The organism is Fibrella aquatilis (assembly GCF_017353255.1).
GTDB classification, from domain to species: domain Bacteria; phylum Bacteroidota; class Bacteroidia; order Cytophagales; family Spirosomataceae; genus Fibrella; species Fibrella aquatilis.
In genome coordinates this window covers 327,815-347,897 of sequence record NZ_JAFMYU010000004.1, presented here as the reverse complement: position 1 = coordinate 347,897, position 20,083 = coordinate 327,815, and the positions used below count along the sequence as shown (strand labels likewise).

Below are 20,083 nucleotides of genomic sequence, written 5' to 3'. Positions count from 1 at the left end.
TTTACATGCCACACCACTGTTCGCTACGCAAACTTTTCACGGCGTTCATCAGGCTCTTCATCAAGACCATCAATTGAGAGATAAAGGCAACGTAAGTTGCTTCTTCTCACCTTCGGTTATCGTCAGAGGTAGCTCAACCGCCCGGTGACCTCGTTGCTTATACACCAATTGGTAGTTGCCCGCCGCCAGCGGTATCGTTACCGGAAAATGAGGAACAAGGGACTGGTAATAGTTGTAATAACGCTTTTTGCCAGCCCGCACGGTACTTGCGTCAAAGAGTTCCAACTGACCTTTGCGGGTGCAAGTCTCGCAGGTAATGGTTACGGTGGTACCAGATTCGGTGCTTAGCCGTTGGTCGTCAGGTGTTTTCAGGCCAGGTACGTTGGTGATACCCAGCGCGGCGAGTGCCTGCCTGCTCTGCTCATACAGTGAATCGCGTTGGGCTTGAGTCAGGCCTGCTACGTTGTGGCGAAGCGTGTGTCGAAAAGGCCGACCATCCCGCGTACCGGCTACGTTCATCGACAGCATGTCGGGGTTGTTTGCTGTTTGCATACTGGTCACGACGGTTTGCGCTGAACCTGCCAACGGGCACAGCAGCAGGGCAATTTTCATGTACGTGTTCATAGCTTTATGATTTATTCGGTACGTAATGATTTTACGGGATTGGCTACTGCCGCCCGGATGCTCTGGAAGCTCACCGTGAGCAAGGCAATGCCCACGGCCAGTACCCCCGCCAGGGCAAAGACCCACCACTCGATGGTGATCTTGTAGGCGAAGTCGGCCAGCCAGTAGTGCATGGCCCACCAGGCCAGGGGCGAGGCAATGAGGATGGCCACCAGCACGAGCCTGAGGAAGTCTCCACCCAGCAGTGCCACAATGCTGGCCACTGAGGCACCGAGTACTTTGCGTACGCCAATTTCTTTAGTGCGCTGTTCGGCGGTGAAGGTAGCCAGCCCGAACAGGCCCAGGCACGAGATCAAAATGGCCAATGCCCCGGCATAGTTGATAAGCGTACTGACCTGTTGTTCGCGTTGATACAGGTCTTCGTAGGCTTCGTCCAGAAAATGATAGGCAAACGGGTAGTTGGGGTTAGCCTGCTTCACCAGCCGCTCCAGGTCGGCAAGGGCCTGCGGGGTTTGTCCGGCGCGGGGTCTGATGAGCAGGTATTGCGTATTGGGCGGCATAAAGGTCACCACCAGTGGCTGAATGGCCTGGTGCATGGAGCCAAGGTGAAAGTCTTTCATCAGGCCAATAATTGGGCCTTTCCCAAACCAAAACGTGATCTCGCGCCCCACCGGCTCCTTTATGCCCATCAGTTTGGCCGCTGCTTCGTTGACGAGATAACACGAGGTATCGGCAATGCTGTTAGTCCGGAAATCACGTCCGGCTACGAGCTTGATGCCCATCGTTTTAATGAAGTCATTGCCCACCGACATGGTCGCCACACTCACCAGCTGCTTCTGCGGCTGTCCCGGCCAATGTAGGTCGGTGCTGGTGTTGCGGATGTTCAGTGGCAACTGTGCGGTGGTGGTCGCCATGGCTACCGACGTGGTTTGGAGTAGTTGCTGCCGAAGTTGTTCCGTTTTTTCGTAGTCGTTCAGGGCGCCCTCCAGCGTAACGTAGGCTACATTGTCGCGGTCGAGGCCCAGGTGCTTGGTGCGGAGGTAATGCATCTGCTGCCCCACCGTCAGCATGCCCACGATGAGGAACACCGACAGCGCAAACTGGAAGACCACCAGCGCCCGCCTGAACTGCGCCGGGCCGGTGCCTGCCCGCCAGCCTGCACTTTTCAGAATGCGAACAGGCCGCAACCCCGACAGAAACAATGCCGGGTAACTGCCCGACAATAACCCCGTGAGCAAGATCAGCCCCAACAAACCTACCCAACGCGCCGGATCAGCAAGGTCAAGGGCAAGGCGTTTGTCGAAGATGGCGTTGAACGGGGGGAGTAATAGCCATACCAGACCCAGCGCTACCACGGCCCCCAGCAAACTCATCAGCAGCGATTCGCTCAGGAATTGGCCCATCAGCGCCAACCGGCCTGCTCCCACTACCTTCCTGACACCTACTTCTTTGGTCCTCATGGCCGACCGGGCGGTGCTGAGGTTCATGAAGTTGATGCAGGCGATGAGCAGGATAAACAGCGCCATACTGCCAAACAGCCGGACGTATTCGATTTGCCCGCCAACGGCCACGCCATTTTTGTAATCACCCCACAGGTGTAGCTGCGTGATGGGTTGTAAAATAACGCGCTCTTTGTTGTCGAAGGTGGCATATCGACGGAACAGGCCTTTCATGGCGGTTTCGGCCTGCGCGGGAGAAGCATCGGGGCGGAGGCGTAAGTACGTCATCACGGCGTTGTACGTCCAGGCACTTTGCCATTCTTTTTCCTCCACGGTGAAGTTGACAAGCCAATCGAACTGTAGTGTCGAGTTGGCGGGCAGGTTTTCCAGCACGGCACCTACCACAAACACCCTCTTGTTGTCGAGTTGAAGGGTTTTGCCTACCGCCTGCCCTTCTGGAAAGTACGTTGCGGCCATTTTTTGGCTGATAACAATTTGGTTCAGGTTGGCCAACGCAGTTTTGGCATTACCCTGCACGGCCGGTAGCTCGAACACATCGAAAAAGCCGACAGAAGCGTATTGTCCGGTTTCTTTTGCCACCTTATCACCCACCCTAACCAGTGTTTCCGACGGCCATGAAAGAATGGTGGTGGCCGCTACAGACGGAATATCACGGTCGATGACGTCGGCGAGGGGACCGGGTGTGGCAAAAGCGGTCTGCGTTTCGCCACCCCGAAAATTATAGTTGACCCGCACAAAGTGAATCTGCTCATGGTGGGGCAGAAAACGGTCGTAGCTTAGTTCGTCGTAAATCCACAGGCCAATCAGCAGACTACATGCCATGCCCAGGGCCAGTCCGATCAGGTTGACGAGCGAATAGGTAGGGCTTTTGGTTAACGTCCGCCAGGCGACGGTGAAATAGTTGCGTAGCATATCGGGGTTGAGAAAAAAAGGAGAAGGGTACACCTGTGGTTTACGCCTGATGAGTGAAGGCCGACAATAGGCCAGCACTTCGCGGAGGTATCGGCGGCGGGCGGCGGCGTAGCCCAGGCGTTGGGTGCGGCGGTGGTAGCGTTCGTGGAGGTCGCCCAGCACCTCTTCGTGCAGGTGGGGGGCCACCAGCCACGTCAGCAGCCGGTCGAGCCAGCGGGGTGGGGGAGGGGGTTGCATAGGTTGAGCTTAAAGTCTAAGGTTTAACGTTTCCCTGAACCGCCTCTATTTCCATGTCAGGACTGTGTGGGGCACAATACGATCCCATAGGCGGGTACGTACCGCCTGTACCTCGCTCAGAACACGACCGCCCAGGGGCGTTACAGTAAAGAGCCGCTTGCGTCGGCCGCCACGTTCGGCGGTGGCTTCGCCTAGCAAGGAGGTGAGATACCCCTTGGTCTCCAGCCGTTGCAGGGCTGCGTGTACGGCTCCCGTGCTGACGGTTTGGCCCGTTTCGTGCTCTAGTTCTTCGGCAATAACCACCGAATAAGCCCCCGGCGACAGCACTGCCACGGCCAGCAAAACCACTTCTTCAAACTCACCTAAATCACTTCGTCGCATGGCCAGTACGTAGGGTTGATGGGCTACACATTATTTCATCTATTTCGGTATGTCAAATGCCTTGCCAATTTGTAAAAAGACCCTCTGTGACCCAAAAAAGCATTTTTATGAAACATGGCCGGACATGTCCTGTCCAAAATCGGACAGGACATGTCCGGCCTGGAACGAGATTCATCTACATTACCTTCACTCACTGCGCAAACTTTTTACCGGGTTCATCAGCGCGGCGCGGATGCTCTGGAAGCTTACCGTGAGTAAAGCAATAGTCACGGCCAACAGGCCCGCCAGGGCAAAAATCCACCACTCGATGGTGATCTTATAGGCGAAGTCTTCCAGCCAGCGGGTCATGGCGTACCAGGCCAGGGGGGTGGCCATGAGGATGGCAATGAGCACTAGCTTGAGGAAGTCGCCGGAGAGCAGGGCGATGATGCTGTAGACGCTGGCCCCCAGCACTTTGCGTACGCCAATTTCTTTGGTGCGCTGCTCGGCCATGAACGCGGCCAGCCCAAACAAACCCAGGCACGAAATGAGCACCGCCAGGCCCGCAAACAGACCAAATACCTGCCCGGCGCGCTCGTCGGCGCGGTAAGAGCGGGTGAAAAAATCGTCCATAAACTCATAGTCGAAAGGCGTATTGGGGAAGGACTTTTGCCAGAGTGCTTCGATGCTTTTGACCGTGGCTGGTACACTACCCGCCTGTAGCTTCACCGACAGAAAACCCTCGTTGCCGCTGCCTAGCGTGAAGAGCAGGGGCGGGATGGTGTTTTTCAGGTTCTTCTGGTGGTAATCGGCCACCACACCCACCACCGGCCCGCGCTGCGGCACCTCGCGGTACCCCCCCGACCCATCGTACTCGAAGGTGTAGTATCCCAGCATTTTGCCGCTGATGGTGGTCCAGCCGAAATAGGCCATCGCGGCCTGATTAATCAAAAACGACTTGCCGTCGGCGGGGCGGTTATTGTCGAGGTTGCGGCCCTGTAGCAGGCGGATGTCGAACGTATTCAGAAACTTATCGTCAATTGTTAACCGGCTAATGTTGAGGTTGGTAGAGCCTTTGGGTGCATAGTCGCTCACGAGTTTGTCATTAATAAGCATACCGCTGCCGGGCACGGTGAAACTCTGCGACGCCACCCGCACCCCCGCCAGCGATTGCACTTGCTGGTTAAACTGCCGTTTGGCCTCGGTACTGGCATCGTGGAAATTGAGCACCAGCACCTGATCGCGGCTGTAGCCCAGGTTTTTATGCTGCACGTAACGAAGTTGGTTGTAGATCACCAGCGTAGCCACCAGCATCACCACCGACACCGTAAACTGCCCCACCACCAGCAGTTGACGGAGTTTGGGTCGTTGCCCCGCCGTGGTGGGGTTGACACCCTTGAGCACCGCCACCGGCCTGAATCGAGCCAGCACAAGGGCGGGGTAGCTTCCCGCCAGTAGGCACAGTCCCAACAGCCCACCCGCCAGGCCGAGCAGCCGGGGTAGGGTAAGCAGATCGCTGAGCAGTATCTGTTTGTCGGTCAACGTGTTGAAGGCAGGCAGCAACGCAGGTACCAGCAGCAGCGTTAACACGACGGAGAGGCCCACAAATAGGGCCGTTTCGCCCAAAAACTGCCGCCACAACTGCCCGAAGGTAGACCCGAGCACCTTACGTACGCCCACTTCGCGCGCCCGCGTGGTAGCCTGAGCCGTGGCGAGGTTGACATAGTTGAAGCCCGCCAGCGCCAGAATGAGCAGGGCTACCACCGAAAAAATGGTGACGTAGGTTTGCCGGTTGGGCGCAATCAGGTCGGTTTTCAGGTAGAGATCGGTGAGGGGAATAAGGCGTAATTTCCAGACGCCCACGTTGGGGTCGTTGAGTTGTTTCAGGTAGGTTGGAAATTGGGCAGTCAGCGCAGCCACGTTGGCCGAGATGCCCGAGGTGCCGGGGGCCATCAGCAGGTAGGTCCAGGCGTTGCCGCCCCAGAGGTTGGTTGTCACGTCGTAGCCCAGCAGTTCGTTGGCATTGGCGTAGTTGGCGAGGAAGTCGATTCTCTGGTGCGAATGGCCCGGCAATTCACGCAGTACGCCCGTTACGTGCAGCGTTTGTTTGTTGTTGTAGCGCAGCGGCTGCCCCAGCGGATTTTGCTTCGGAAAATACTTTTCGGCCATGCGTTCGGTCAATACCACGCCATATTGCTCGGTGAGAGCCGTTTTCGGGTTGCCCAGGGTCAGCGGCAGGGTAAACACGTCGAAGACGGTGCTGTCGGCGAAGGCAAAGTTTTCTTCATACGCAGCCGTGGCCTGACTACCCAGCAGCGGCTGCGCCCGGTGCAGCCGCGCCACGTTTTCTACCTGCGAAAAGCGCTGCTTAAAATCAGTAGCCAGTTTACCGCCGCTACCGGCCGAGTTCTCAAACTGTTGCAGGAGCACGATCCGGTCAGCTTTTTGGTGGAAACGATCATAGCTCAGTTCATCCAGCACATAGGCCGTGATGAGCAGGCAGCAGGTAAGGCCGAGCGTGAGGCCCGCCACATTGACCAGGGCCGATGCGCGGTTGCGGCGGGCACTCCGCCAGGCAAGGAGGATGTAGTTTTTGAGCATGATTCTATTCACTTCGTAAACTCTTCACGGGGTTTGTCAGGGCGGCGCGGATGCTCTGGAAACTCACCGTGATCAGGGCAATGCCTATGGCCAGTATACCCGCCAGGGCGAAGACATCCCAGCCGGGGGTGATCTTGTAGGCGAAGGTGTTCAGCCATTTGGTCATGGCGTAGTTGGCCAGGGGCGAGGCGATGACAATGGCCACCAGCACTAACTTGAGAAAGTCTTTGCTTAGCAGCGCGACAATGCTGGTCACGCTAGCCCCCAGCACTTTACGCACGCCGATCTCTTTGGTACGCTGCTCGGCCATGAACGTAGTGAGGCCGAACAGACCCAGGCAGGCAATGAGGATAGCGAGGGCGGTGAAAATCAGCAGCAACTGACTCTGCTTCTGTTCGGTAGCATATTGTTTGGCGAAATTCTGGTCCAGAAACTGGTAGTCGAACACACTGCCGGGTTCAAACTGCCGGTACGTTTTTTCGATTAGGGCCAGCGCCGCTCTGGTCTGTCCCGCCCTGACGTTGATATACAGGTTGTCCTGCTCGTCGGGCGAGGGGGGCAGTTGTAGAGCCAGCGGCTCAATTTTGTGTTGCAGCGAGTGCGTATGGAAATCGCGGACTACACCCACCACCCGGCGTTCGGCGGGGCCGTCTTTGGTAAAGAACTTCACGCGCTTACCCAGCGGGTTCTGCCAGCCAATGGCCTTCACCAGCGATTCGTTGACCAGGATTGCGTTGGCCCGGTCGGCGGGGTTGGCTTCTGAGAAGTTGCGGCCCTGCACCAGCTTGATTTCCATGGTGGGCAAGAAATCGGCATCTACCTGAAGTGTCTTGGTCATCCGGGTTGATTGAGTCATTTTTCCGTCTACTTCAAAAAAATACCCGCTGCTGCCCAGGCTGTTAACGCCAATGGGGTTGCTGGCCGCCGCCACCCCGTTGATGACCGAACTGCCCAGCAATTGCGCCTTCATGGCCGGTAGCTGAGTGCGGGTTTGTTCATTATGCAGATGCACCGTGAGCACCTGCTCTTTGTTGAAACCCAGGTCTTTGGTCAGCGTGTAGCGAAGCTGCTGGTAGATGATTCCCGACGCCGCGATGAGTGCCACCGTGACTACAAACTGCCCCGTAACCAGCAGCTTCCGAAACCGCAATGTGCCCGCCTGATTGCCCAACTGCCCCCGCAACGCCGCCACCGTGCGCGATCCCGACAGGAACACGGCGGGATAGGTGCCGCTCAGCAAGCCCGTGAGCAACGCAAAGCCAAGCACCGCCAGCAGGCTATAGCCCACGCCAAACCGCCAGATAGACAGCGACTTACCCGTTAACTGGTTGAAAATGGGCAGGGCCGCATAGGCCAACAATACGCCCACTGACGTGGCCACCACCGTCAGCAGCAGGGTTTCGGTCAGGAACAGGCCCGCCAACTGACTACGCCCGGAGCCAATGGCCTGCCGCACGCCCACCTCCCGGATACGGATGATGGACCGCGCCGTGGCCAGGTTCATGTAGTTGATGCCCGCCAGCAGCAAAATCAGCCCGCCAATGAGACTAAACACCAGCACCGTTTGGCTGTTGCCGTTGGGGCCAATCTCATAATCCAGGTTCGAGTGCAGGTGAATGGACGTCAGCGGTTGGAGCGTGATGGTGTACTTGACGTCGCCCATTTCTGGTTTGACGTAGCGCTTGTAAAAAGCCGGGAATTTGGCGGACAGCTTCGCCGGGTCGGGTGCGGCACCAGACCGGTCGGCTTTTAGCAGGAGGTACGTATAGAGGGTGAAGTCCTGCCAGCCACTGGTATAGTCGGCTTTCAGCGAACGTATAGCGCTGAATGTCAGGTGCGAATTAGCCGGTACGTCGTCGATGACACCCGTAACCAGGTTGGGGAAATTGTTTTCAAACAGCACCGTTTTGCCCAGAGCATTGGTGGCGCTGCCGAAGAGGCGGGTGGCCAGATCGTTGGTGAGTACGATAGACTGTGGTTTGCTGAGGGCGGTGTTGGGGTCGCCAGCCAGAAACGGATGGGTAAACACCTTAAAGAGGCTGGCATCGGCAAACACGATATCGTCGGCATTGAGCTTTGTTTGCCCGGCCTGAATGATGCCGCCTCCTTCGCGAAAGACACGCACGGTCTGCTCGATCTCCGGGTACATCTGTTTCAACGCCGCCGCGTAGGGAGCTGAGGTGATGGCCACGTTCATGTCGCCGCCGTCCCACTGCGTGCGGTGCACAAACCGATAGATCCGGTTAGCCCGCTCGTGGTGGCGGTCGTAGCTCAATTCGTCGGCCACATAGAGCGCAATGAGCAGGCAGGTGGCCAGCCCCACCGCCAGGCCAAACACGTTAATGCCACTGTAGACGCGGTTTTTCCACAAGTTGCGGAACGCGATTTTGACGTAGTTCGTGAACATAGTTTTAATGTACAATGAATAATGGACAATGTACAATGTATTGACTGTCAGTATTCTATGTGGGTAAAGGGCCATTGTACCGCATCGGCGGAGCCATTGTACATTGTACATTATACATTGTACATTCCCTTTCCTACTCGCTCCGCAAACTCTTCACCGGGTCCATCTGGGCGGCTCTGTAAGTTTGGAAACCAATGCTCAGGGCACCCAGGGCCAACAACGTACCCACGCAGGCCAGCATAGTACCAATGCCCACGGTGGTGTGGTAAGCGAAATTAGACAGGATAGCCGTGCCCGCCAGGTAGCCCAGCGGCAGCGCAATGACGCTGGCAATGAGGAGCAAGCCCGCAAAACCCCGCGCCAGCAGCCACACCAACTGCCCTACCTCTGCCCCCAGTACTTTTCGTACGCCAATTTCTTTGGTGCGGGTCTGAGTAGTGTAGGTTACGATGCCCAACAAACCGAGGCAGCTAATCAGGAACGCCAGCACCACCAGCAACCCCAGAAACTGGATGTCGTCGGCGGCACTGCCCTGCCTGTTTTTCAGGAAATCATCCTGCCATTGCCCGTCGAACGGATCATAGGGGTGGAGCCGATGCCAAAGCCGGGTTACGCCCGCCAGCACGGCCTGTTCCTGCCCTGGTGCCACGGCTATGCTCACAAACCGGAACCCGCTGGGCTGAGGCCGCAGCACCAACGGCCTGATAGTGAACGTAAACGGAAGGTATCGGAAGTCTTTCAGCACCCCGGCCACCCGCACTTCGGTACTGTCGGTGAGCCACAGTGCCTGCCCCACTGCCGTGCCGGGACTACCCAGCTTCAACGTACGCACGGCCTCTTCGTTAATAAGTACCTGATTGCCAGTTTGCTGACCAGTCAACGGTGGCAGTTCGCGCCCGGCCAGCAGCGACAGGCTCATGGCCGGGGCCAGTTCGGGATGCACGGCGTAGGTATCTGCCATGATCGAGTCAGTGCTGCTACGGCTTCGTTTTAGGAAGGCAATGGCTGAGCCAAAATCGCCGAAGAGGCCTGAGGTGGCCGCCACGTGTTCGATGCCCGGCAGGTTGGCCAGCTCGTTGGCGTAGCGGTCGAAGGGAATGTCGTTCAGGGGAACATTCAGGATGCGGTCGCGGCGGAACCCGTAGTCGCCGGTGATCATGAAACTCATTTGTCGGCGCGTACTGAGCAGAGCAATCATGGCCACGAGTGCAATGCTGAACTGCGTCACGATCAGGATTTTACGGAGCGAAAGTCCTCGAATTAAGCGTAGCCCGGAGTGACTGCGCAGTACCTCGGCGGCCTGGAAACCCGACAGAATCCGCCCCGGAAAAAAACCCGCCAATAGCCCCGCCGCCAGGCTAAAGCCCAGGAACGACCCCACCAGCGTGGCATCCCACCGAACGCCACCCTCTAGCCACCGTTGCACAAAGGCCATGTTTTCCATGAGACCAAACAGCCCGAACGCCAGCCCGGCACTGAGCAAGGCCAACAATGCCGACTCGGCCATGAACTGCCCCACTACCTGCCCCCGCGTGGCTCCGGCAGCTTTTCGCACACCCACCTCGCGGGCGCGGCTCAACGACCGGGCCAGCGTGAGGTTGATGTAGTTGAACGCCGCCATGAGCAGGGCAATCAACCCAATGCCCATCTCCACGAGCAATACCCACATGGGCACACCCCGCGCCATACCCACCACGTTTTCGCGGGCGGGTGAAATGCTCATAAGCGGCTGCGCCCGAAGACTATAGCCTTTCTCGCTCCTAAGCTGCATGCCCTGCGTGGCCCGTTTCACCACCGAAGGCAGCACCCCGGCCAGTTTCTCGACCGGTACGCCTGACCGGAGCAGCACATAGGTGTTCCCTTCCGAATACGTCCGCCAGTCTTGCCACGACGGTGTTGGCTTGACCGACCCCGTCGACACCAGCACGTCGAAGCGGAGGTGCGATGCGTTGGGGAATTTGGCCAGCACCCCCGTCACCACCGTTGGCGAGGTTCCTTCCTGCTGAATCACCTTACCCAGTGGTGATGTCTTGCCAAAAAAGCGAACGGCCGTTTCGTGCGTCAGCACCGCCGTGCCGGGCTGCGTAGCGGGGTGACCCTGCGCCAGCGGAAAGCTGAAAATGGAGAAAAACGACGAATCGACGGCATACACGGCCACATCGTCGAACTTATGTTTGTTGGCGTTAAGGTTGCCGTAGGTGCGGATCACGCGGGCGGTGCTTTCTACAAACGGATAGTCGCGCTGAAGTTGTTCGGCCAGGGGAATAGGCGACGCGGCCCAGACTTGTTTGTTGCCGTTGAGGTCCGTCACGTCGGTCAGGATGCGGACAATCCGGTCGCCTTTTAGCTGGAAGGAATCCGTTTGAAACACGCTCCTGATGTGGGCGATGTTGAGCAGGCACACGGCCAGTCCACCCGCCAACCCAACTATGTTTATGAGCGAAAACAGCCGGTTATTGACCAAACTGCGCCAGGCGATTTTGACGTAATTTCTGAACATAAGGCGGTATTGGTTAGTAGCGGCAGTTTGTTAGATAGACTATGTCAATGGCCGTGCCACGACAAAAAAAGCCCATTTCTGGCTCAGAAATGGGCTTTTTAGGGAAAATACTGTCCGAAAGTGGACAACTGTTTGTCCGGTAAATCTATAAGGAGAAGGAAACCTTATAGGTTGCCTCGGCGTAGCCTGCTGTAGCTCAACCTATAAGGTTTCCTTCTCCTTATAGGTTTACTCACTCCGCAAACTCTTCACCGGGTTCATCAGCGCGGCTTTCACGCTCTGGAAACTCACCGTCAGCAGGGCAATACCCACGGCTAGCACACCGGCCAGCGCGAAGACCCACCAGGCTATATCGACGCGGTAGGCGAAATCCTGAAGCCAGCGGTGCATGGCCCACCAGGCCAGGGGAGCCGCCACCACAAAGGCAATGCCTACGAGCGTCAGGAAATCTTTCGAGAGCAGGGTCACGATGCTCATCACGCTGGCCCCCAGCACTTTCCGTACGCCGATCTCCTTCGTGCGTTGCGCCGTGGTGTAGGCCGAGAGGCCAAACAGGCCCAGGCAACCCAGAAAAATAGACAGGAACGCAAACACGCTGAAGATGCGGCCCGTGCGTAGTTCGCTGGTGTAGAGGCTGTTGAATTCCTGGTCCATAAACTGGTAGGCAAACGGCTGGTTGGGCAGCAACTGCTTCCAGGTGCGTTCCAGCGCGGCCAGGGTTTCGGGTAGTTGACCGCCGCCCGTTTTCACAAGGATGACGTTGCCGCCGCCCTGATGAAAGAGTACCAGCGGCCCGATCTGCTGCTTCAGGGAGGCAAAGTGGAAATCGGCCACCACGGCTTTCACCTTGCCCGCCCGGCCGTTGACGTTCATGGCCTGACCAAGAGCGGTTTGGGGTGTCCAACCCATTGCCCTGGCACCCGCCTCGTTAAGGATGAACCGGAACCGATCCAGGCTGTCTACGGCCAGGTCGTTCACCCGCGCCATGTCGGCGGTGGTGAGGTCCTCGCCGGTTAATAGCCTAATGCCCATCGTTTTAATAAAATCGGCGTCGATCACCAGGCCTGTCACCAGCTTGTTCTGACTTTCGGGCCTGTCGGCGCGGTGCATACTGTAACCTCCGTTCACAAACACCGGCGACTCGTAGGCCAGCGATACCTGCGCTACCCCCGCGTTGCGCTTGAACTCGCTTTTCAGCGTGCTGATCTTGTCGGCCACCTGCTGGGTGGCGGGCAGCACCAGAACCCGGTCGCGGTTGTAGCCCAGCTTTTTGGTTTGGATGAAGCTGAGCTGATTGCGCACCACCAGCGTGCTCACGATGAGGAAGGCCGTGATGGCAAACTGAAACACAATCAGCCCCCGCCGCAGGCTGTTGCCGCCCAGCGCCATCCGCCCCTGCAAGGCCTGCATGGGCCGAAAACGGGCCAGGAGCAGGGCCGGGTAGCCCCCCGCCACCAGGGCCACCACCAGGCCAATGCCCAGCACCAGCCCCACCCAGCCGGGGTTGAGCCAGCCCGCCACCGTAAAACGCCGGTCGGAGAGGTCGTTGAAGAGGGGCAGCAGCAGCCCGGCCAGCAGCAGGCCCAGCCCCAGGGCCGCCCCCGTCACCAGTAGCGATTCGCCCATAAACTGCCCGAAAAGTTGGCTCTGTTCGGCCCCCAGCACCTTCCGCACGCCCACTTCCTGCGCCCGCTCAACGGCCCGCGCCGTGGCCAGGTTGATGTAGTTGACGCAGGCAATGAGCAAAATCAGCAGCGAAATGATGCCGAACACATACACATACGTCAGGTCGCCGTTGGGTTCAAACAGCCCCCCCACCTCCGACTGCAAGTGTACCCGCCGGATGGGTTCGAGGTTGTAGGTGAGGTAGTCGCCGCCGGTCATCTCAGTAGCCGCCGCGGGCGACTTCATAAACGGCCCAATTTTGGCCTGAAGCGGGGCCAGCGCCTCGGGCGACCGCAGCAGGAGGTAGGTGCCGTAGTTGGCCGACCACCACTCTTCGGTTTTCGAGGCCCGCAGCGTGGTGAACGAGGCCACCAGGTCATACTTTATCTGCGAATTGGCGGGGCAGTTGGCCACCACGCCCGTTACGGTAAAATACTTGTCGGCGGGGCCACCGGTGTTCACTTTCAGCACCTTACCCACCGGGTTCTGCGTACCGAAATACTTCGCCGCCGTGGCTTCCGACAGCACCACCAGGTTTGGTCCGGCCAGGGCCTGTTGGGCATTTCCTTTCAGCAGCGGGAAGGTGAATAGGGAGAAAAAGGCCGAATCGGCGTAGAGGAGGGCTTTTTCGCTAAACTGCTTGTCGCCCACCTGCACCACGCCCTCGGCATTGATGAGCCGCACGCCCGATTCGATTTCGCTAAACTGGCGGCCCAGTTCGGGTGCCACTTTGGTGCCGGTGGTAGGTACCTTGCCCACCTGTCCGTCGGCGCTGTACTCCATTGTCACGCGCACCAGGCGGTTGGCGTTGGCGTGGAAAGCGTCGTAGCTCAGCTCGTGTTTCAGGTAGGTAACCAGCAGCAGACACGCCGCCAGCCCCATGGCCAGGCCAATGACGTTGATGCCCGTGTTGGTCTTGTGGCGGACCAAATTCCGCCAGGCGATGTTGAGGTAGTTCGTTAGCATATGAAAGGAATGTACAATGTATAATGAACAATGTACAATTGGTCCGCCGATGCGGTACAATGAATTGATTATCAGTGTTTTATTTGGCGAAAAAGCCATTGTACCGCATCGGCGGACCGATTGTTCATTATACATTGTACATTGTACATTCCCTTCCTTCACTCACTCCGCAGGCTCTTCACGGGGTTCATCAACGCGGCCCGGTAAGCAATCAGGGCCACGATGGCGGCGGCAAACCCAAAAGTGAGCAGGCCAATGGTTATAATAGCAACCTGTTGTATATCAATGTGATAGGCGAAGCTAGCTAGCCATTTATTGATTACATAGGCGGCAATGGGCCAGCTAATGAGCCAAGCAATGCCGATCAGATACGTGTATTCTCGCGTAGCCGACAGCATGATTGACAGTGGCGAGGCCCCCAGCACCCGGCGTATGCCAATTTCTTTGGTGCGGGCCATGGTCAGGAAAACGGTGATGCCCACAATACCGATGGCCGCCAGCAGAACAGCAATGAGGTTGAACCAGACCAAGAGGCTGGCCGTTTGGCGATCCTGTGCGTAGAGGGCCGCAACCTGCTCCGATAAATAATCGATCTCCAGTGGACTTTGCTCGTTCAAACGGGCATATACCGCCTGGATACCCGCCAGCGTTTTGGCGGTTGTATTGGGGTCGTAGTAGATAATAGTGCGGCCGTCCATACGCAGGCTGCCGGAGACCGTAATAAAGTACGGCTCCACCTGCTGATGCAGCGAAAACACGTTGATATCCTCGAAAATGCCCGCCACGGTAAACGGAAAACCTGCCCGCCGATTCTCATCCACGTATTCCGGTTCGGTGATAATGACTTTACCAATCAGAGCATCGACTGGCAGGTGCTGGTTGGCCGCGAGTTTTTCAGCCGCCGTTCGGTTGATCAGCGTGAATGGTTCGGGTAGCTTGCCGGTTTTGCTCAGGGTGGTTTTGAGGCCGTAGGCGGTCAGCGCGCTTGGGTCGAGGTACAGTTGCCGTGCATCATCGAACACCACATCCGACCCCTGCAATTTGTAGGTCAACTGGTTAAATGGTTCAATACCAAATGAAGAACCATTACCCACTGCTTTAATGCCGGGCAGTTGCCGGAGTTGTTGCTGGAACAGGGTCTGCTTTTCGGGCGATGAGTAGGCATACAGGATGCCCTCCTGCCGGAAACCGAGGTCTTTATGTTCTACAAAGTTAATTTGCTTCGTGATGAAATACGACACGGCCGTAATGCCAATAAGTAGTACAAACTGGCTAACGATCAGGTAATTACGAACTGGAAAACGCCCATGTTGCTTACCCCGGAGGTTATCTTTAAACAGGGTTAGGATGTTTCGCCAGGCCAGATTAACCGCCGTCAGACTACTCGACAACGCGCCCAATACCACCGCCAGCGACACTAGTATGAGCAGCGTTTGCGGGTTGGCAAGCAGGGTAGTTGGAATGGCCACGCCCATGAGGTGGTTGAACAAGGGCAGGCAAACGGCCATTAGCCCGGCCACCAACGGCAACCCCAGCAGCGCCAACAGTACCCCCTCTACCATAAATTGAACCACAATAGACGAGGTCAATGCACCCAACGCCTTCCGCATCCCGATTGATTTACTTTGTTTCGACTTAATCGCCAGCGAGAGGTTAGCGTAGTTGAACAGCGTGATGAGGCAAATGAATACCGCAAAACACCCAACCAGGATTAGGTAAAGCCGGTTGCCCGGTGGTTTTAAATCGTAGAGAATGCCCGGTGTTGAGTGAATGTCAGTTAGGCGTTGCAAATAATGTTGCTTGTAGAGTGGGTCAGCAGCCAGTTTTGGGTTGAACGAGGCTATGGCCGCGTTGATGTTGGCCGTAACCGTTCTAGAATCAGCGTTTTCTTCGACCCGAATATATACCCGGCTCCCCCAGTAGGGCAGGCGTGACTTACTCAGGGCCACCGTAAAATCGACGTGCGAATTTACCGGGACATCGTCGATGACGGCCGCAACTGTATAATAATCAGGGCCAATTTTCAGCCGTTTCTGCACGGCATTGGTCAGGTCATCGCCAAACAGGTTGTGGGCCGTACGGGCCGTCAGGATGGCCTTGTTGGTGCCGTCGGTAAAATCCTGAAAAGCTCCCTGTTGCAATGTCCAGGTAAATAGTGAGCAAAATGCCCCCGGCGTATTGGTGGTTAAGAGGTTGGTTGCCTGAATTCGCCGACCGTTGGCTTCCAAAAACGCGGGTACATTAGATACGATAAACTGGGCGGCGTCTACAACTCCGGTGGCCTTTCTGAGCGCGTCGAGTTGTTGTGCCTGTTCTTTATCGGTGGCTCCGTCCCACCGCGAAAAGCCAACCACGCTGTAGTCCTGTGACCGATAGGTGCGAATGAGCCGATAAATCGAACTGGCTTGTTGGTGGAACGCATCGTAACTCAGTTCAAACCGGATGTAGCTGATGGCGGTGTAAGCCACAAACAACCCAATGGTCAGGCTTAGCAGGTTTAGGCCCGTGAAGGCCGGGTCGCGCAGGTAGCCGCGCCAGGCAATTGTCAGTTTGTTGATCATGATAATAGGGTATCTTCACTCACTCCGCAACGATTTCACCGGATTCATCAGGGCCGCTTTCACGCTCTGGAAACTCACCGTGAGCAGGGCAATGCCCACGGCCAGCAGCCCCGCCAGGGTAAATACCCACCACTCGATGTTGATACGATAAGCAAAGTCCTGTAACCACCAGGTCATGGCGTACCAGGCCAGCGGCGAAGCAATGACTATAGCAACCAGGACCAGTTTTAGGAAGTCTTTAGACAGGAGTGCTACTACGCTCAGTACGCTGGCTCCCAGCACTTTGCGTACGCCAATCTCCTTCGTGCGCTGCTCGGCGGTGAAGGTAGCCAGGCCAAACAGACCCAGGCAGGCCACGAAGATGGTTAACCCGGCAAAGAAGCCCAGAATCTGCCCCGTGCGGCGTTCGGCCACGTAGGTTTCCTGATACCGTTCGTTTAGAAACGAGTAGGCAAACGGTCGGTCGGGCATCAGGGCGGCCCACTGCTGTTGCATGGTGGCAAGCAGGCTGGCCACGTCGGTGGCTCTGGCTTTCACAATCAGTGTACCGGGGCTTTTGTCGAGCACCATTACCAGTGGCGAAATGCGTTCGCGCAACGACCGGAAATGAAAGTCGCGCACCACGCCGATGACCCGGTAGGTGCGTACACCGCCCCGATTGTCATTCTGCGAAATCGTGTGCCCCAGCGGATTGCGGCCCAGACCCAGTGCCTGCGCTGCCGTCTGATTCAGAATTGCCCCCGACGAATCGGTGGCGAACGCAGGCGAGAAGTTGCGCCCCGCCACCAGCTGCATCCCCATTGCGGGCAGGTATTGGTCGTCGACGTCGTAGCGGAGGGTCATGACAACCTGCGTGGATTTGCCGTCGGGATAGACCACAAAGTTGTTGTTGTTGGATGGACCGGCGGGCAAATACCCCGACGCGCTGACGTGGGCAATACGGGAGTCCTGACGCAACTGATCGCGGAAAAAAGCCTCCTGCTGACCCAGATAGCCCGTTTCGGGCAACACAATGACCTGCTCTTTATCGTAGCCCAGCTTTTTGTCCTGAATAAATTGTAACTGCCGGTACACCACCGTGGCCCCGACCATGAGGATGATAGAGACCAGAAACTGAAACACCACCAGCCCACCCCGCAGGCCCACCCCCCGTTTGGTACCCGCCAGATTGCCCGCGCCTTTTAGCACCGCTACGGGTTTAAACGAGGCCAGCACCACCGAGGGGTATAACCCCGCCAGCAAACTGACCAGCCCGCCAAAACCGATCACTACCAGCAGGAGCCAGGGCGTTGCCAGAAAATTGAGCGACAGCGTTTTCCCTGCCAACCGCCCGAAAAAAGGCAGCGTAGCCCACACCAGCCCCACCGCCAGCAGCAGCGACACCACCGTCAGCAGGACCGACTCACCCATAAACTGCCCCACCAGTCCCCATTTCGACGACCCCATCACTTTCCGAACGCCCACTTCCCGCGCCCGTTTGGTGGCCGTGGCGGTGCTCAGGTTCATGAAATTGATGCAGGCAATGAGCAGCATGAACAGGGCAATGGCCCCAAACAAGTACACGTAGCGGATGTCGCCAACGGGCGAAAGATCGCCTGTAAAATCACCGTGCAGATGAATGTCGGTGAGGGGTTGCAGGTGTAGGCTGAGGTTGTTGCCTTTTTGTCGAAACTGACTGATTGTCATGCCCATAGCCTGCTGTAGCTGCGGGCTGATGTACTTCTCCACCACCTGCGGCAGCTTGGCTTCTAATTGCCGGTAGTCGTAGCCGTCGGGCAAGACCAGGTACGTAAAATACTCCGAGCGCATCCAGTCGGGCGCGCTGGCGTCGGGGAGCGAAGCCAGCGAGGCAAACACATCGAAATGGAAGTGGGCATTTGACGGCACCCGGTCAATAAGGCCCGTAACGGTATAAGGCTTGTTGTCTGTTTTGAGCGTAATGACTTTACCCATTGGGTCGGCGTTGCCAAAGTAAGTCTGGGCGAAGGCCTGGGTCACAATGACCGTATTGGGCTGCGTGAGAGCGGTTTTGGGATCGCCTTTCAGCAGGGGCAGGGTAAACACGTGGAAAAAATTAGCATCGACAAAGGCCACGTCGTTGTTGCGAAACGTCTTTTGGCCGTAGGTGATGTCGGGCGTTCCCATGCGCCGGAGCCGCGTAGCCTCCTGTACGTCGGGGTAGTTGGCGCGGAGGGTGGCGGCCACGGGCGGCATCACGTGAGCCTCGTTCACTGAGTTGCCTTGTATCTTGCCCTCAAACCACACCCGAACAATTCGGTCGGCCTTTTCATTGAAGCGGTCATAACTCAACTCGTCCAGTACAAACAGGCCGATGAGTAAACAGGTAGCCAGGCCGACTGCCAGCCCAACAATGTTGATAGCCGAAAAGGCTTTGTTACGGACCAGGTTCCGCCAGGCGATTTTGAGGTAGTTTCTAAACATGACCGGTTGAGTTTGACACCATTGCTGGTTGGTACTATGTTATACAAGGTAGGTGCCAAAAAGCAAAAAGCTCGTTTTTGAATCAGAAACGAGCTTTCGCAAAAAAAGCATTGTCCAGTTCCGGACAAGTGACCGTCCGAAATGGTACGGAAGACAAGGGGGCGACCAAAGTAGGAGTAGTTGTCCGGCGTTAACTCGTTGGCTAGTTGTGCTCCATTCCGATTACATCACTGTTGAGGTCAAAAATCATGAGGCTTATCAGGGTACCCCAGGGGCTTAGGCAACTAATTGCGCGCAAGCTATTTAGCTAATTGTCGGATCGTTTTCTAAGAAAATAGACGGTCAGGGCGTGGTGAGCACCACATTCTGCGGCTGAGTAGTGCGGGCGCGGATTTCTTCGGCGGTTTGGCCGGGGCCATCATGTCGCCAGCCGGGAGGCATCCAGAGATAGCGCAGTTTGTCAGACAGGCGGTTGGCCGCTTTCATCTGCTGCCATAACCAGCGAATGCCGGCCCACTGAATGGCAAAGGGGTTGTTGGTCTGCAACTGGGTGGTAAGGCCGTAGGTAGGTTCTTCTTCCTCCCGTTGGTAGCTGCCAAACAGATAATCCCAGATGATAAACACCTGTCCGTAGTTACGATCCAGGTATTTGGCGTCGGTGCCGTGGTGAACGCGGTGGTTAGACGGCGTACAGAGCACGTATTCCAGCCAGCCCATGTGCTTGACCAGCCGGGTATGGTTGAAAATGCCAAACAGGCTCGCCACCACGTTCACCACCAGAATCATGAATGGCGACATACCCAGGATGGGCATCAGGTAATACAGCGGCATGGTCAGGGTGCCATTCAGAAAAAAGCCCCGTGCGGCTACCGTAACGTTATACTCCTGCGAGGAATGGTGCACGGAATGAAACGCCCAAAATAGGCCCGTACGGTGCGAAATCCGGTGGTCGACATAATAGATCAGGTCATGGATCAGGAAGGCCGCCACCCAGCCCCATACGCTGGAAGGCAGGGTAAACACCCGGTACTGCGTGTAGAGCAGGTAATAGAGGCCAAACGGCAGCAGAATGCCAATGACCACGTCGTAGGTCATGTTCATAGATGACACAGCCACGTTGGTCCAACCGTCGCGGTGGCTCCATCGGTAGGCACCTGGCTTCTGCCGCATTCGCCAGGCGGTCATGCCAAATTCGAGGATGATCATGCCCACGTACAGGGGCAGCACCAACCGGAAGAAGATGCTACCGTCGTGGGCCATGTCGGCCAGAAAAGTCAATAGCTCGTGAGGTGTCTTCATAGTGGCTATTCTTGATCGAGTACAAGAATAGCCCGGAATGGGTTAATTT

The 20,083-nt window shown here is 56.9% G+C and carries 10 protein-coding genes; all 10 read right to left on the bottom strand.

Annotated elements, in window-relative coordinates:
- Nucleotides 1–69: 69 nt before the first annotated feature.
- The gene (locus tag J2I48_RS07625) at nucleotides 70–624 is read right to left on the bottom strand and encodes a hypothetical protein (RefSeq protein ID WP_207334801.1); all 555 of its coding nucleotides are present in this window, start codon (nucleotides 622–624) and stop codon (nucleotides 70–72) included.
- Between the two features lie 11 nt (nucleotides 625–635).
- Nucleotides 636–3,233: an ABC transporter permease gene (locus J2I48_RS07620; protein WP_229375931.1), complete on the bottom strand. Its 2,598-nt coding sequence runs from the start codon at nucleotides 3,231–3,233 to the stop codon at nucleotides 636–638.
- A 45-nt stretch (nucleotides 3,234–3,278) separates the two neighbouring features.
- The gene (locus tag J2I48_RS07615) at nucleotides 3,279–3,614 is read right to left on the bottom strand and encodes a PadR family transcriptional regulator (protein WP_207334800.1); all 336 of its coding nucleotides are present in this window, start codon (nucleotides 3,612–3,614) and stop codon (nucleotides 3,279–3,281) included.
- Nucleotides 3,615–3,800: 186 nt separating this feature from the next.
- Nucleotides 3,801–6,194: an ABC transporter permease gene (locus J2I48_RS07610; protein WP_207334799.1), complete on the bottom strand. Its 2,394-nt coding sequence runs from the start codon at nucleotides 6,192–6,194 to the stop codon at nucleotides 3,801–3,803.
- Between the two features lie 4 nt (nucleotides 6,195–6,198).
- On the bottom strand, nucleotides 6,199–8,601 hold the full coding sequence (locus J2I48_RS07605; RefSeq protein WP_207334798.1) for an ABC transporter permease: 2,403 nt from the start codon (nucleotides 8,599–8,601) through the stop codon (nucleotides 6,199–6,201).
- 133 nt (nucleotides 8,602–8,734) lie between these two features.
- Nucleotides 8,735–11,101, bottom strand: coding sequence for an ABC transporter permease (locus tag J2I48_RS07600; protein ID WP_207334797.1), 2,367 nt, complete (start codon nucleotides 11,099–11,101; stop codon nucleotides 8,735–8,737).
- 228 nt (nucleotides 11,102–11,329) lie between these two features.
- Entirely contained in the window at nucleotides 11,330–13,732 is a 2,403-nt protein-coding gene (locus J2I48_RS07595; RefSeq protein ID WP_207334796.1) for an ABC transporter permease, read from the bottom strand.
- A 158-nt stretch (nucleotides 13,733–13,890) separates the two neighbouring features.
- Nucleotides 13,891–16,293: an ABC transporter permease gene (locus J2I48_RS07590; protein WP_207334795.1), complete on the bottom strand. Its 2,403-nt coding sequence runs from the start codon at nucleotides 16,291–16,293 to the stop codon at nucleotides 13,891–13,893.
- Between the two features lie 15 nt (nucleotides 16,294–16,308).
- Complete coding sequence (locus tag J2I48_RS07585; RefSeq protein ID WP_207334794.1) at nucleotides 16,309–18,735, bottom strand: ABC transporter permease; 2,427 nt, start codon at nucleotides 18,733–18,735, stop codon at nucleotides 16,309–16,311.
- 342 nt (nucleotides 18,736–19,077) lie between these two features.
- On the bottom strand, nucleotides 19,078–20,034 hold the full coding sequence (locus J2I48_RS07580) for a sterol desaturase family protein (protein ID WP_207334793.1): 957 nt from the start codon (nucleotides 20,032–20,034) through the stop codon (nucleotides 19,078–19,080).
- Nucleotides 20,035–20,083 lie beyond the last annotated feature (49 nt).